Raw genomic sequence first — 14228 nt, 5'->3', positions numbered from 1 at the left:
CCATTCACCTGGACTTCTTCCGAAGACCCGCTGGCAGCAACACCATAAAGATGCAAACAACCACTCACATCAGGGTTGTCCGCCCATATGCAACTATGCGAGTATCGGGGCAGTTGCGAGAGGCAGGGAGAGGACAGCGCCAATGGCACTGAAGACCAGGTTCACCGAGACCTTCGGGGTCGAGCACCCCATCGTCCAGGGCGGCATGATGTGGGTCGGCCGTGCCGAGCTCGCCGCGGCCGTCTCCGAGGCGGGCGGTCTGGGCATCATCACCGCGCTCACCCAGCCCACCCCCGACGATCTGCGCCGCGAGATCGACCGCGCCCGCGAGCTGACCGACAAGCCCTTCGGCGTGAACGTCACCATCCTGCCGTCGATCAACCCGCCGCCGTACCAGGAGTACGCGCAGGCCATCATCGAGTCCGGCGTGAAGATCGTGGAGACCGCCGGGTCCAACCCGGAGCCCTTCCTGCCGTACTACAAGGAAGCCGGAATCAAGGTGCTGCACAAGTGCACCAGCGTCCGGCACGCGCTCAAGGCGCAGAAGATCGGCGTGGACGGCGTGTCCATCGACGGCTTCGAGTGCGCGGGCCACCCGGGCGAGGACGACGTGCCGGGCCTGATCCTGATTCCGGCCGCCACCAAGGCCCTCGACATCCCGGTCATCGCCTCCGGCGGCATCGCCGACGCGCGCGGCCTGGTCGCGGCGCTGGCGCTGGGCGCGGACGGCGTGAACATGGGCACCCGGTTCATGTGCACCCGGGAATCGGCGATTCACCAGACGGTCAAGGAGCAGATCGTCGCGAATTCCGAACGGGCCACCCAGCTCATCTTCCGTACCATGCACAACACCGCGCGGGTGGCGGACAACGAGATCAGCCGCAAGGTCGTCGAAATCGAGAAGGCCGGCGGCAAGTTCGAGGACGTGCGCGATCTGGTCGCGGGTGCGCGCGGCCGCCGCGTGTTCGAGGAGGGCGACCTGGACGCCGGCATCTGGTCGGCCGGTCAGGTGCAGGGCCTCATCGACGACATCCCGACCTGCGGTGAACTGGTGTCACGGATGGTGGCCGAGGCCGAGGCGCTGATCGGGCAGCGGCTCGCGGGCATGATCGGATAGCTCCGGCGAAAGTCGGTACATCTCAGACGATTACGGCCAGAGCCCTCGGCGTGTTCCGCCGAGGGCTCTGGTCATTTCAACCAGCATCGTGTTTCGGCTATCACCGACCTCGAGATCCGTCATGCTTTAGCTACACCACGGATGCGGCGGAGGTGCCTGAAATGGCAATCACTCGAATCTATCTCGACGACGACGCGCTGCGGCGGACCATGGCCATCTCGGGTGTGCACACCGAGCAGGACGCGGTGAACCTAGCGTTACGTTTCTTCAGTTCGCACGCCACCGCGGAGGACCTCGATCGTCCCTTTCCGGCGCGCCAGGCCACGGCCTCGTAACCCCGGGAAGCGCTGATCCCGGAACCCTCCCGCGAAAGCTCTTCTGACCGCGGCGAAATCTTGGCAGAATCGCCAGCAGTACCTCGACGGCCGACAGCGCGCGGACACGGGAGGGCTTCCCTGTGCGGCAGAGTACGAGAGCAGCGACCGATCCCACCCCGTTTCACCGGGTGTCGATCGTGGGTGTCGGCTGCCGGGCGACCGGTGTGGACTTCGACCACGAGTGGTTCGGCATGGACCGACTCGAGGCGGCCGGTCTGACCCCGCGCCAGCGCGCGAATCTCGAAGTGGCCGTGGAGGCCCTCGACGATTCCGGCCTGGGCTGCCTGGCCCGCGGCTCCGGCGCGGCCGTGGTCTTCGGCGCCGCCGGCGGCACCAATACCGCCAACCATCTCTCGCGTGCGCTGGATCTGCACGGCCCCAGCCTGACCGTGGACAGCCAGCGGGCCGCCCCGCTGGTCGCGGTGGACATGGGTGTGCGGCTGCTCGCCGACGAGACCGTCCCGTTCGTGATCGCGGGCGGCGTGGATCTCGCTCTGCTACCGGACATTTCAGACCTCCGCATTCCGGGCCCCCGCATCGGGTCCGGCATCTGCACCGTCCTCGTCCTGCAACGCACCGCCGACGCCGACCGCACCCGCACCCGCCGCTACGCCGACATCACCGGTCCCGGCCTCGGCTTCCAGGACGCGAGCGACGTCGACCCGCACATCGCCCTCGACGATCCGGCGCGCGGCAGCCCGGGCGGCTCCCGCGACCGCGGCGACGAACCCCCTATCCTGATCCCCGTCACCGGCCGCGACCCCGCCACCATCCACGACCTCGCCCTCCGCTGGGCCGTCGCCGCCGGCTCCTACCGCTCCCTCCGCGAATTCGCCGCCGCCACCGCACGACTCATCCCCGAGGACACCCGCGCCGCCATCCTGGCCCGCGACGCCACCGAGGCCGCGGCCCGCCTGCGCACCCTGGCCCGCCACATCGAACTCTCGCCCACCGCCAATCCGCCCATGCCCCAGGTGATCACGGCAGCCACCGCACCGGCGGACTCGCCCGAAGTGTTCACCCCGGCCCGCTCCGGAGCCACCGGCAAGATCCTGTTCCTGTTCCCCGGCTCCGGCGAACACCCCCGCATGGGTCGCGCCCTCGCCGCCCGCTACCCGGTCTTCGCCACCGCCCTGACCACCGCGACCGACGCCGTGGTCGAGGCGGGCGGTCCCCGAGTATGGACGCCCCGCAACGGATTCCGCCGCGGCGATGACGGCCCGGGTGACACCCTTTACAGGCATGCATCGCTGTTCGCGTTCCAGACGGCGTTGGCCGCACTGCTCGAATCCTGGGGAATCCGTGCCGATGCCGTCGCCGGGCACGGTGTGGGCGAGGTTGCGGCGGCCGCGGTGAGCAACGCGCTCTCCATCGAGGACTCGGCGCGGGTGGTCGTGGCGCGGGCGCGGCTGCTCGACCGGGTCGGCGGGCAGGCGGCGGCGGCCGTGCTGGAGGCTACGCCCGCCGAGGTCATACGACTGGTGGAACCCATGCGCGCCGAGGTGGCGGTGGCGGCGATCGACGGGCCGACCACTATCACGGTGTCGGGCGAACCGCGCTACATCGACGCCCTGGTGCGGCGCGCCCACCGCCGAGCGATCTTCGCGCAGCGGCTCCCTGCCGACGCGACGCCCAAACCAGCGCATCTGCCGCAAGTCCGAAGTCTCGCATCACAGTTACGCACCGACCTGGATCGGATCCGGCCCCGCTCGCCCGATCGGGCGCTCTACTCGACCACCCGGCGCGGCCTGGTCCTGCGGCCGCCGGATCCGCTCGCCCTCGGCGATTCGATGGCGCGGACGCGAGTGCCCGGTGAGATATCCCGCGCTGCCTCAGCGTCGCAGGCGGAACACCCCGTGTCGCGGTGCGGCGGTGCCGCCAGGTTGGATGGCAACTACTGGGTTGCCAATGTGTCGGGGGCGGTTGAACTGGCCGCAGCACTGGAACGTGCTGCCGCGGAGGGAATTTCCATCGTGCTCGAGGTCGGGCCGCATGCGGTGTCGATGTCGGCGGTTCGGGAGCAGGCCGGGCTGCGGGAGGGGGCGCAGGCGGTGCTGGCGCGAGATGACGAGGCCGGGAGTTTTCTGCGGACCGTGGCGCGGTTGTATCTGGCGGGGCGGGAGATCGACTGGACCGCGCTGGGACCGCATCGGGCCGCGCCGCCGCAACGGCAGTGGCGCAGAGCCGATTCCGGCGAACGGCAGTGGTGGGCGGATGGGCGAGCGGGGGCACCGGCGTTTCCGGCGGTCGAGATCCGGCCGGAGGGGGCGTATGTGGTCGCCGGCGGGCTGGGAGCGCAGGGGGAGGCGGCGGTGCGGTGGCTGCTGGAGGCCGGGGCGCGGGATGTGGTGGTGCTGACCCGGACGCCGCGGCCGTTGCCCGAGACGCTGGCGGGGATGGAGGATCGGATCGTGTTGATGCGGTGCGACTGCGCGGATCGCACGGATCTGGCGATCGCGCTGCAGGACATCCGGGAATGCGGGTCGCCCATTCGAGGGATCGTGCACGCCGCGGGTGAGTCGCGGCTGGCCGCGGCGGCCAATCTGCTCGAGTTGACCGCAGCCGATCCGACCGACTTCACCGTGCTGCTGACCTCGGTGCCGGGTGCGGAGGAGCCGGGGGCGGTGCGGGAACTGGCGGCGGCGCAGGTGGACCGGCGCGTCATCTGCGTGGAATGGGAGGTCGGGCCCGCCGCCTAGGGCAGGATGACTCCATGGCGGACCCCGTGATCACGGTCAAGTGGAAGAAGGAGCCGGACGAGCACGACTATCCGGCCGCCGCGGACTACCTCGAGATGCTGGCCGAGCCGGCGGTCGTCGAGACCGTGATCCAGGAATTGCGGGACGCGCCCGTGGTCCAGAAGAAGGCCAAGGATCTGCTGCGCGCCTCGCAGTTGGAGGCCCTGCCGACCTCCAATCCGTATGTGCGACGGGACCTGCAGAAGATCGTGGCGGGCAAGACGTTGTCTCCGATCCTGGTGGTGCGCGGGGACTTCCGCAGGAACGTGCCCATGGTGATCGCGGACGGCTACCACCGGGTGTGCGCGATCTACTACACCGACGAGAACATCGCGATCCCCGTGAAGATCGCCGCCCTACCCTGAGCACACCATGACCTTTCAGACCCTCACCCTCATCACCGTGCTCGGCCTGGCCGGGCCCTGGCTGGCCTGGCGGCGGTCCTGGCACCTGCCGGTCATCCTGGGCGAGCTGCTGGCCGGAATCGTCTTCGGCACCACCGGCTTCGGGCTGCTGCACCCGACGGACCCGACCTTCACCTTTCTCGCCGACGTCGGTTTCGCGGTGGTCATGTTCGTGGCGGGCACCCATGTGCCGGTGCGGGACGCGTCCATTCGCTCGGCGCTGGACAAGGGCGTGCTGCGGGCGGTGGTGGTCGGGGTGCTGGCGGTGCTCGCCGGGCAGGGCATCGCGGTGTGGTTCGACACCGGGCACGGACTGCTCTACGCGGTGCTCATCGCCTCGTCCTCGGCGGCCATCGCGCTACCCATCATCGACTCTCAGGGACTGGCCGGAAAACCCGTGCTGGAGTTGACCGCTCAGGTCGCCATCGCGGACGCCGCCGCGGTGGTGGCGCTGCCGCTGGTGATCGATCCGCGCAATGCGGGCCGGGCGGCCATCGGCGCGGTACTGGTGACCGCGGCCGCGATCATCGTGTACTTCTTCCTGCGCTGGCTGGAGGATTCCGGCATCCGGCACCGGCTGCACAAGATCTCCGAGGACCGGCAGTTCGCGCTCGAGCTGCGGGTCAGCCTGGCGCTGCTGTTCGCCCTGGGGGCGCTGGCCACCCGCAGTCACGTCTCGACGGCTTCGCCATGGGTCTGGCGGTGGCGGCCATCGGCGAGCCGCGGCGGGTCGCCCGGCAGCTCTTCGCCATCAGCGACGGTTTCCTCGCGCCGCTGTTCTTCGTGTGGCTGGGCGCGCGCCTGAACCTGCGCGAGTTCGGCGACCACCCGTACCTGATCCTGCTCGGTATCGCCCTGGGCGCGGCGGCCGTGCTGGCTCACACGCTCATGCACTTTCTCGGACAGCCGATTCCGCTCGGCACCATCGCGGCCGCGCAGATCGGTGTTCCGGTCGCCGCCGTCACGGTCGGCACGCAGCTGCACGTCCTGAAGCCCGGCGAACCGGCCGCGCTCATGCTCGGGGCACTGGTGACCATCGCCGCCGCGGCGTGGGGAGCACGCGCGGCATCGACCGATCAACCGGGGAATCCGGCCCCGCAGCAGGGTGATTCGAAGCCCTGACCGATCCGGTCAGTCGCCGTCGCGTCCCAGGAGCCGGTCGGTCTCGCGGCGCTCGCGCTTGGTGGGGCGGCCCGCGCCGCGGTCACGGTGCGGCATGAGGGCGGCCAGTTGCGGGTCCGGCGGAGGCGGGCTCTTGTCGATCATGCACTGCACGGCCACGGCCGCGCCGACGCGCTTGGTGATGAGCTGCTCGACGATGACGATGCGTTCCGAACCATTGACGCGGACGCGGATCTCGTCGCCGGGCTTGAGGCCGTGCGCGGGTTTCACAGGTACGCCATTGACCTTTACATGCCCCGCGCGACAGGCCGCGGCGGCCGCCGACCGGGTTTTGAAAATGCGGACGGCCCAGGTCCAAGAATCAACTCGGGCCTGGGCCGTGGTGCTCAGTGGAGCGGAGGTCACCTAGTGACCATACTGCGTCGGAATTACCGGAAGCGCGGTGAGCGTCAGGCGTTCACGATGCGGCGGGCGGTGACGACCTGGCTGGGGTGCAGCGAGGTGTAGGACACCGGGGTGCCGGTCTGCACGGCGTTCAGCAGCTTGCCGTCACCGGCGTAGATGCCGACGTGGCCGCCGCCGTTGGTGATGACGATGTCACCGGGCTGCAGGTCCTCGAAGGCGACCGGGGCGCCGACGTTGGACTGCTCGAAGCTGGTGCGGGGCAACTCGACTCCGGCCTGCTTGTAGGCCCACTGCACCAGGCCGGAGCAGTCGAAGGAGTAGGGGCCGGTCGCGCCCCAGGAGTACTGGGCGCCGACCTTGGTCTCGGCGGCGTGCAGCGCGATGTCGCCGACGCTCGAGGACTTGTTGAAGATGTTGGGCAGCTGGAACTGCGGGCCCGGGGCCGGGGCGGCGGCCTGCGGGGCGGCGCCGAGCTGGCCGTTCTGGAGCGCCGTCTCGGCGTCCTTGACCGTCTGGTTGAACTGCTGCGCCTGAGGCGCGAATTGGTCCGGCACATCGAAGTTTCCGATACCCGGAATGTCGACGGTGGCAGCGGCGGCGGTGATCGCCGGGAACGCGCCGGTAGTCGTCGCAGCCATCGCACCCATGACGATGGCACCCTTCACGGAATTCGGAAGCCGAGATTCCCGCTGCAAGCTGTGCTTACCCACTGAGCCGCATCTCCGATCTAGCTTTTGTTAACGTCGCGGGCTGCCTCTCCGATGAAGCAACAGACTCCGCTAAGTCACGAGAAGATTACGACTAGGCCGTCCGGTTGTCCACCCGGCACGAGCGGTGTGTCGCACCTTTTCCAAAACGCCCCGCTGGCGGGGCAATTCGGTGTATAGGGCTCCAGATCACGAGATGATATAGGTGATCGACTCGGCCGTTATCAACTCTTCGCGTCCACCACTCGCTCGAGCTCGGCAATCCGCCGGCGAGCGTCCGCGAGATCCACCTCCAACTGCCCCAGCGCCATCACCAGCGGACCGACCGCAAGGTCCGCCACCAACTGCGGATCGTCGTATCCGCGCTCGATGGCCACCAGAATGTTGTTGCGAATACGCGCCGCGACTATCGCCTCGGCGGGCACGTTCCAGGATTCGACCACCTCCGCCACGGTGGGTACCGGCATGGCTTCCTCCGACATCGACCCTCCTGCGCTGGATCCCAACGAATCAGGCATAAGGGTAGAGACCCCGGCGGACAACGTGGGCGCTAACTCGGGCGGTCCGGTATGCCAATCGATAGCTGCGTCTAGCGCTCTCGATAGATGCCCGGATAATCCGCGATTCCGGCGCTACGGTTGGGCGGCATGGACCCCGTCAGGAATCCCTACGCGCCCGGCGCGGGGCAGCGGCCGCCCGAACTCGCGGGCCGGGACCGGCAGCTCGACGCCTTCGACATCGTGCTCGAACGAGTCTCGCGGGGACGGCCCGAACGCAGCGTCATGCTCACCGGACTGCGCGGAGTCGGAAAGACCGTGCTGCTCAACCAGCTTCGCTCGGCGGCCCGCACCCGCGGCTGGGGCACCGGCAAGCTGGAGGCGCGCCCGGATCAGGAGCTGCGCCGGCCGCTGGCCTCGGCGCTGCACATGGCGGTGCGCTCCATCGCTGTGGCACACCGCAATCCGGAGCAGGTGGACGACTTCCTGGGGATTCTCAAGGCCTTCGCGCTGCGCTCCACCGCCGACAAGGGCATGCGGGACCGCTGGAATCCGGGCATCGACGTGCCCGCGGTGACCGGGCGGGCCGATTCGGGCGATATCGAGATCGACCTGGTGGAGCTGCTCATGGACGCGGCGGCGCTGGTGCGGGACATCGGGGTGGGGATCGCGGTGTTCATCGACGAGATGCAGGATCTCGGGGCCGCCGACATCTCGGCCATCTGCGGGGCCTGCCACGAATTGAGCCAGGACGCCGCGCCTTTGATCGTGGTCGGGGCGGGCCTGCCGCACCTGCCCGCGGTGCTGACCGCGTCCAAGAGCTACTCCGAGCGCCTGTTCTCCTATCACCGCATCGACCGGCTCGATCGGGAGTCGGCGGATCAGGCGCTGATCGCGCCCGCCGATCGCGAGGCCGTGAAGTACACCGAGGAGGCCCTCGACGCGCTGTACCGCAAGGCCGACGGGTACCCGTATTTCGTGCAGGCGTACGGGAAGGCGACCTGGGACGCCGCGGCGCAGAGTCCGATCACGGCCGAGGATGTGGCGGTGGCCGCGCCCGCCGCCGAAGAGGAACTGGCGGTCGGTTTCTTTGGTTCCCGCTACGAACGAGCGACTCCCGCAGAACGAGAATATATGCGTGCCATGGCCGATTTGTCCGGTGATGACGGGCCGGTGGCTACCTCCGCGGTCGCGAGTGAACTCGGCCGCAAGCCCGCCTCGCTCTCACCCGCGCGAGATGGGTTGATCAAGAAGGGGCTCATCTATTCGGCCGAGCGCGGCAGCATCGGTTTCACCGTCCCGCATTTCGGCCGTTATCTCCGGAGCGTGCAATAGCCCGAGATTTGCCTGGCGATCAAGATCGTTCTCTGACAGGCGTTTTCGATCTTAGCCAGCCCCTACCGGTGGGTAACAAGAGCTCCTACACTCGAATGTGATTCTCATCACGGTCGAGGAGGACATCATGGCGACTCACGCCAAAGTCGACGCCACCGAAGAACAAGCCCGGGCACTGGTCGAGGAATCCCGCGAAACCACCTGGGCAAAGCCTTCTTTCGCCAAGGAGATGTTCCTCGGAAGGTTCCGGCTCGACCTCATCCACCCGTTCCCGCACCCGGACGCCGCCGACACCGCCAAGACCGAGGCGTATCTGAAGAAGCTGCGCGCGTTCTGCGAGACCATCGACGGCCAGCGCATCGAGGCCGAAGGCCGCATCCCCGACGAATACGTCAAGGGCCTGGCCGAACTCGGCTGCTTCGGCCTCAAGATCCCCGAGGAGTACGGCGGGGTCGGGCTGTCGCAGGTCGGCTACAACAAGTCGCTCATGCTGGTCGGCTCCGCGCACGCCAGCCTCGGCGTACTGCTCTCGGCGCACCAGTCCATCGGTGTGCCCGAACCGCTCAAGCTGGCCGGCACCCCCGAGCAGAAGCGAGAGTTCCTGCCGCGCTGCGCCAGAGGCGCGGTGAGCGCCTTCCTGCTCACCGAGCCCGATGTGGGTTCGGACCCGGCCCGCATGGCTTCCACGGCCACCCCGACCGAGGACGGCGAGGCCTACGAGATCAACGGCGTGAAGCTGTGGACCACCAATGGCGTGGTCGCCGAACTGCTCGTAGTCATGGCGCGGGTGCCCAAGAGCGAGGGTCACCGCGGCGGCATCTCCGCCTTCATCGTGGAGGCCGACAGCCCGGGCATCACCGTGGAGCGGCGCAATGGCTTCATGGGCCTGCGCGGCATCGAGAACGGCGTCACCCGCATGCACAATGTCCGCGTCCCCAAGCGAAATCTGGTGGGGCGCGAGGGCGATGGCCTCAAGATCGCGCTGACCACCCTCAACGCGGGCCGCCTCGCGATTCCGGCCATGTGCACCGCGGCGGCCAAGTGGTCGCTGAAGATCGCGCGGGAGTGGTCGGCCACCCGCGTGCAGTGGGGCCGCCCGGTCGGCGAGCACGCGGCCGTCGGCGCGAAGATCTCCTACATCGCCGCGACCACTTTCGCGCTCGAATCGGTACTCGACCTCTCCGCCACCATGTGCGACGAGAACCGCAACGACATCCGCATCGAGGCCGCCCTCGCCAAGCTGTGGGCGTCCGAGCAGGCCTGCGATATCGCCGACGAGCTGGTGCAGATCCGCGGCGGCCGCGGCTACGAGACCGCCGCCTCCCTGGCGGCGCGCGGCGAAAGAGCCGTAGGTGCCGAGCAATTGGTGCGCGATCTGCGCATCAACCGCATCTTCGAGGGTTCCAGCGAGATCATGCGCCTGCTCATCGCCCGTGAGATGGCCGATGCCCACATGGCCGCCGCGGGCGCGCTGGTGGACCGCAACGCCGAACTCAAGGACAAGGCCAAGGCCGCCGTCGGCGCGAGCGGCTTCTACGCCAAGTGGTTCCCGCAGCTCACCGTCGGCGCGGGTACCGCGCCCGTCACCTACGGTGAATTCGGGCCGCTCGCCAGACATATGCGCTTCGTCGAGCGGATGTCACGCAAGCAGGCCCGCGCGCTCATGTACGGCATGGCCCGCTGGCAGGCCAAGCTGGAGTACAAGCAGGGCTTCCTGGGCCGCATCGTCGACATCGGCGCGGAACTGTTCGCCATGGCCGCCGCCTGCGTGCGCGCTCAATCCCTGCGCGTCGCGGGCGATCCCGACGGCGTCGCCGCCGAGGAACTGGCCGACGTCTTCTGCCGCCAGGCCCGCCTGCGCGTCGAGAGCCTCGTCAACGGCCTCTGGTCCAACACCGACGACGCCGGCACCGACCTGGCCCGCGGCGTCCTCGACGGCCGCTACCGCTTCCTCGAGGCGGGCGCCCTCGACCCGAGCGAGGGCACCGGCCCCTGGATCTCCGAATGGCAGTTCGGCCCCTCCACCGAACAGAACCTGCTGCGCCCGTTCCTCCCTTCCACCAAGACCGGGGCCGCCACCTGACCGAAGGGCCGCAATAGAAATCTGCCGCTATCTTGCGAATCAACTAGATAGCGGCAGATTTACATCACGAGGGCCGCGGCGCGTAGCCACGCGCCCAGATTTCCCGTGCGGCGACAGCCAGCAGAACGATCGGCAGGGCGAAAAGGCCCGCCGTTCGCGGGCTGCCGCAGCCCGGGACCGCGTTCCAGATCGCGAGTCCGGCGAAAAGCGGCACGGCCACCGTGATCCACCCCTGCGTCTGCCGATGCACGACCGCGGCCTCGATGATCGCAGCGATCACCACCACCGCCAAGGCGACAGCCGCCAGCGCCGTGCCGGGACAGAATCCGTCCGACGGGCGGTAGTCGGTCCACATCGTCAGGGTGTGCCCCGAGTCGCGCAGCGGCTGGTAGGCCCCTTGGTAGACGGTCGCGCCGGATACGGTGCCGCCCGAGATCTCCGGGAACAGGAGGGCGACGACGAAGACCCACCAGAACACATGCCCCGTCACGTGGGCGATATGGAACTTTCGGTCCCTGGTCACTGTCCGACCCTATCGATCGAACTATCTACAGCTATCTATCAAATTGCATAGATACATGTAGACGGCCCTGTCGTCGGCAGAATCGGCGGGGATCTCCAGACGAGGGCCAGCAAGTTGCCGAGCGACTCGCGGATCGCCCGACAGCGCTGCATAGATCGGCGGCGACAGTTGGACAACTTGTGCATAACGCCTGGTGTAGGGGGTTAACGCGGGGGCTATCTCTATCGACAACCGGGCAAGAGGCGATTCTCTTCAGGAGGACGTCATGTCCACGCTGAACCCCCGGGCCGCCGATTTCGACGGCCACCACGTCACCGTTTCCGCCGATGACGGCGTGCCACTCGCGGTGCGCGAGTTCGGCGCGACCGATGCTCCCGTCACCGTCGTGTTCGTGCACGGACACTGCCTGCGCGCCGAATCGTGGGCGTTCATGCGCGGGCATCTGCTGCAGACCTGGGGCGACGACACCCACATGGTGTTCTACGACCATCGCGGACACGGGGATTCGGGATCGGCCGATCCGTCGACCTACACCATCGAGCAGCTGGCGCGGGATCTGGACGCGGTGCTGCGCACCGTGGTGCCAACCGGACCGGTTGTGCTGGTGGGGCATTCGATGGGGGCCATGACCGTGCTGGCCTACGCGCGGCTGTACCCGGAGACCATCGGGACCCGCATCGTGGGCGTGGGCCTGCTCTCCAGCGCCGGCAGCGGGGTCACCCGGGTCGGGCTCGGGCGGCTGCTGAGCGCGCCCGCGGTGAGCTCGCTGCGGGTCGCGGTGCGCAAGGCGCCGCGGGCCATGCAGGCCTCGAAGCACCTGAGCCGCCGCATCTTCGAGCCCATCATGCGCGACGCCACCCTGGGCACCCGCAAGGTGAGCCCGCGCATGCTGGCGGTCGCGACGGCCATGCTCAACGACACCTCGCTGCTGACCATGGCCAGCTTCCTCGAATCGCTCATGCGCTTCGACGAATCCGCGACCCTGCACCACCTGGGCACGATTCCGGTGCTGGTGCTGGCCGGGTCCGCCGACATCATGATCCCGTTCGCGCATTCGGTGGTGCTGGCCTCGCAGGTCGGCGACGCCGAACTGGTGCGGCTGGACGGGGCCGGGCACAGCGTGATCCTGGAGCGGGCCGAGGAGGTCGCGGCGGCGGTGGTGGGCCTGGTCGCCCGCGCCATCGCGGCGGCCCGCGCCGAGGCCGTCGAGACCGTGGCGACAGACCCGGATCGAGGGCCGGACTGCGGACCCGAATACGCCATCGCGGGATAGCTCGAAGATCAACTGCGATCGGTTGATTCGTCGATTTGAAACGCTATCCGCCCCGATTCGTGACCCGATGACAGGCTCCTGACCAGGTATTATTCGCGGCGAACGAGACGGATCCCACATGATCACGTACTGTGTTGTAGATCACGATGTGTGGTCTGTCACACGGCTCGAGGAGGGTTTCGATGACACACAGCGAAATTGCTGAACTCCGCTATGCGGTCGGCCAGCTCCGGCAGTGCGTCAGCGCATTGCGCTCCCACTACGGGGACGCGGGCACGGTCCGCCGCCTGGAGAACGATCTGGAAAGGCTCGCCATCGACGCCGATGAGTTCGAGCAGGCCCCGCCCCCGGAATCGCCGGGCGCCAAGCAGGAGATCATCTACGTCCCCGACGCCAAGCACGATGAGGCGGCTTGGATGGGCGCGCAGGACGAGGGCCTGGGCTTCCACTCCCGCCCCCGCACCAAGTAGCTAATTCTTCGTTTCGAACAGCGGCAGAACCACCTCGACAATGGCGTCGGGGCTCGGCAAATCGACGAGCGCGTCGGGTGGACTCAGCTGCCGCTGTAGCGCGCGCTGATGCGCCGCGCCGACCAGCAGCAGGGCCGGTGTGCGGAGGTCCGCGACCTCGACGCCCCGGGCCGACAGATGGGCGACCACACCGTCGACCGCGCGATGCGGACCGAGGTCGAGGTCGCGGCTGCGTTCCCGGTAGACCGCGCGCAACTCGGCATCCGATTGCACCGCCGCCATGATCGGCAGCGCGGACAGGAAGAAGTCCTCGAGCGTCGCGAGCAGCGATGCGAGTTCCCCGCGCAGATCCCGCGCGGGCTCATCGGCCAGCATCTCCTTGAACGGGCGCAGCTGGTGTTGGATCACGGCCTGCAGCAGGCTCATTCGGTCGCCGAAGTGGTAGAAGATGCTCGATTCGGCGACACCCGCGCGGGTCGCGATCTCCTTGGTGGACAGCCGGGCGATGCCGGATTCGGCGAGCACCTGCTGGGCACTGGCGATGACGGCCTCGCGCACGCCCGTGCTGGGCCGGCCTCGGGAACGGGTCGCCACTCTCGCCTCCAGCTGTGCTCTGAACTCGGGTCCTTGCAGTATGCCGCATCTCGTCGTATTTTCTGAGTTGTCACTCAGTAAATAGGTGAACCGGAGGTCTCACCGATGTCCCAGCCAGCTACGACAACTCCGAATCCGGCCGCCACCCGCAAGCAGCAGCGGTTGGACGCCGTCATGCGATGGGTGCTGCGCTCGCCACTGCACCGGGTGGTCAGCGGGAAACTGCTCGTCATCACGGTGATCGGGCGCAAGAGCGGACGGGTGTACGAAAACCCGGTCGCCTATGTCGAACACGACGGCACGCTGCTCATCGGCAGCGCGGCCAAGTGGCGGCGCAACCTCCGCCCCGGTGAACCGGTGCGGATCACCCTGCGGGGCAGGGAAATCCAGGCCGATTGGGAGGTGATCACGGATCTGGACGACGCGGCGGAGCCGTATCGGATCATCGTCACGCACAATCCGACCCACGGGAGGATCGCGGGCATCGGCCTGAACGAGGACGGCGGCATCAATCGCGAGGAACTCGCGGCGGCACTCGCGAAGGGCACGGCCGTGGTCAAGCTCTGGCCGTTGTTCTGACCTT

General features: G+C 68.3%; 14 protein-coding genes and 1 pseudogene. 10 read left to right on the top strand and 5 right to left on the bottom strand.

The features are described from left to right. Positions 1–142: 142 nt before the first annotated feature. The 5 genes and pseudogenes from GPX89_RS22330 to GPX89_RS22310 all read left to right on the top strand — a co-directional run bounded on the left by GPX89_RS22330 (position 143) and on the right by GPX89_RS22310 (position 5758). On the top strand, positions 143–1117 hold the full coding sequence (locus GPX89_RS22330) for an NAD(P)H-dependent flavin oxidoreductase (protein ID WP_198347540.1): 975 nt from the start codon (positions 143–145) through the stop codon (positions 1115–1117). Between the two features lie 161 nt (positions 1118–1278). Next, entirely contained in the window at positions 1279–1452 is a 174-nt protein-coding gene (locus GPX89_RS22325) for a type II toxin-antitoxin system VapB family antitoxin (protein WP_157389536.1), read from the top strand. A 170-nt stretch (positions 1453–1622) separates the two neighbouring features. Continuing rightward, positions 1623–4193: an acyltransferase domain-containing protein gene (locus GPX89_RS22320; protein WP_157389535.1), complete on the top strand. Its 2571-nt coding sequence runs from the start codon at positions 1623–1625 to the stop codon at positions 4191–4193. A 26-nt stretch (positions 4194–4219) separates the two neighbouring features. Beyond that, positions 4220–4597, top strand: coding sequence for a hypothetical protein (locus GPX89_RS22315; RefSeq protein ID WP_328602238.1), 378 nt, complete (start codon positions 4220–4222; stop codon positions 4595–4597). Between the two features lie 7 nt (positions 4598–4604). After that, a pseudogene (locus GPX89_RS22310) lies at positions 4605–5758 on the top strand (cation:proton antiporter). 9 nt (positions 5759–5767) lie between these two features. Here GPX89_RS22310 and GPX89_RS22305 read toward each other — a convergent pair. The 3 genes from GPX89_RS22305 to GPX89_RS22295 form a co-directional block, all read right to left on the bottom strand. Beyond that, complete coding sequence (locus GPX89_RS22305; RefSeq protein ID WP_157389892.1) at positions 5768–6148, bottom strand: RNA-binding S4 domain-containing protein; 381 nt, start codon at positions 6146–6148, stop codon at positions 5768–5770. A gap of 59 nt (positions 6149–6207) precedes the next feature. Then, the gene (locus GPX89_RS22300) at positions 6208–6810 is read right to left on the bottom strand and encodes a C40 family peptidase (protein WP_157389533.1); all 603 of its coding nucleotides are present in this window, start codon (positions 6808–6810) and stop codon (positions 6208–6210) included. Positions 6811–7094: 284 nt separating this feature from the next. Then, positions 7095–7352, bottom strand: coding sequence for a hypothetical protein (locus GPX89_RS22295; RefSeq protein ID WP_157389532.1), 258 nt, complete (start codon positions 7350–7352; stop codon positions 7095–7097). A gap of 165 nt (positions 7353–7517) precedes the next feature. Here GPX89_RS22295 and GPX89_RS22290 point away from each other — a divergent pair, with 165 nt between their 5' ends. Both GPX89_RS22290 and GPX89_RS22285 read left to right on the top strand, forming a co-directional pair. Continuing rightward, positions 7518–8702 carry an AAA family ATPase gene (locus GPX89_RS22290; RefSeq protein WP_157389531.1) on the top strand — a complete coding sequence of 395 codons (1185 nt, stop codon included), beginning with the start codon at positions 7518–7520 and terminating at the stop codon, positions 8700–8702. 127 nt (positions 8703–8829) lie between these two features. Continuing rightward, on the top strand, positions 8830–10785 hold the full coding sequence (locus tag GPX89_RS22285) for an acyl-CoA dehydrogenase family protein (protein ID WP_157389530.1): 1956 nt from the start codon (positions 8830–8832) through the stop codon (positions 10783–10785). A 64-nt stretch (positions 10786–10849) separates the two neighbouring features. Here the strand turns inward: GPX89_RS22285 and GPX89_RS22280 are convergent, their stop codons facing one another. Continuing rightward, positions 10850–11308, bottom strand: coding sequence for a hypothetical protein (locus tag GPX89_RS22280; protein WP_157389529.1), 459 nt, complete (start codon positions 11306–11308; stop codon positions 10850–10852). Between the two features lie 265 nt (positions 11309–11573). Here GPX89_RS22280 and GPX89_RS22275 point away from each other — a divergent pair, with 265 nt between their 5' ends. After that, on the top strand, positions 11574–12581 hold the full coding sequence (locus GPX89_RS22275) for an alpha/beta fold hydrolase (RefSeq protein ID WP_157389528.1): 1008 nt from the start codon (positions 11574–11576) through the stop codon (positions 12579–12581). A gap of 182 nt (positions 12582–12763) precedes the next feature. Then, positions 12764–13051: a hypothetical protein gene (locus GPX89_RS22270; protein WP_157389527.1), complete on the top strand. Its 288-nt coding sequence runs from the start codon at positions 12764–12766 to the stop codon at positions 13049–13051. Here GPX89_RS22270 and GPX89_RS43900 read toward each other — a convergent pair whose 3' ends face one another. Beyond that, complete coding sequence (locus GPX89_RS43900) at positions 13052–13645, bottom strand: TetR/AcrR family transcriptional regulator (protein WP_198347539.1); 594 nt, start codon at positions 13643–13645, stop codon at positions 13052–13054. It abuts the gene before it with no gap. Between the two features lie 105 nt (positions 13646–13750). Between GPX89_RS43900 and GPX89_RS22260 the strand changes: the two genes are divergently transcribed. Continuing rightward, complete coding sequence (locus GPX89_RS22260; protein ID WP_157389526.1) at positions 13751–14224, top strand: nitroreductase/quinone reductase family protein; 474 nt, start codon at positions 13751–13753, stop codon at positions 14222–14224. Positions 14225–14228 lie beyond the last annotated feature (4 nt).

It is taken from the genome of Nocardia terrae, from assembly GCF_009760405.1.
Lineage (GTDB): Bacteria > Actinomycetota > Actinomycetes > Mycobacteriales > Mycobacteriaceae > Nocardia > Nocardia terrae.
The sequence above is the reverse complement of the archived record's forward strand: the minus strand, read 5'-3'. Positions and strand labels throughout refer to the sequence as shown.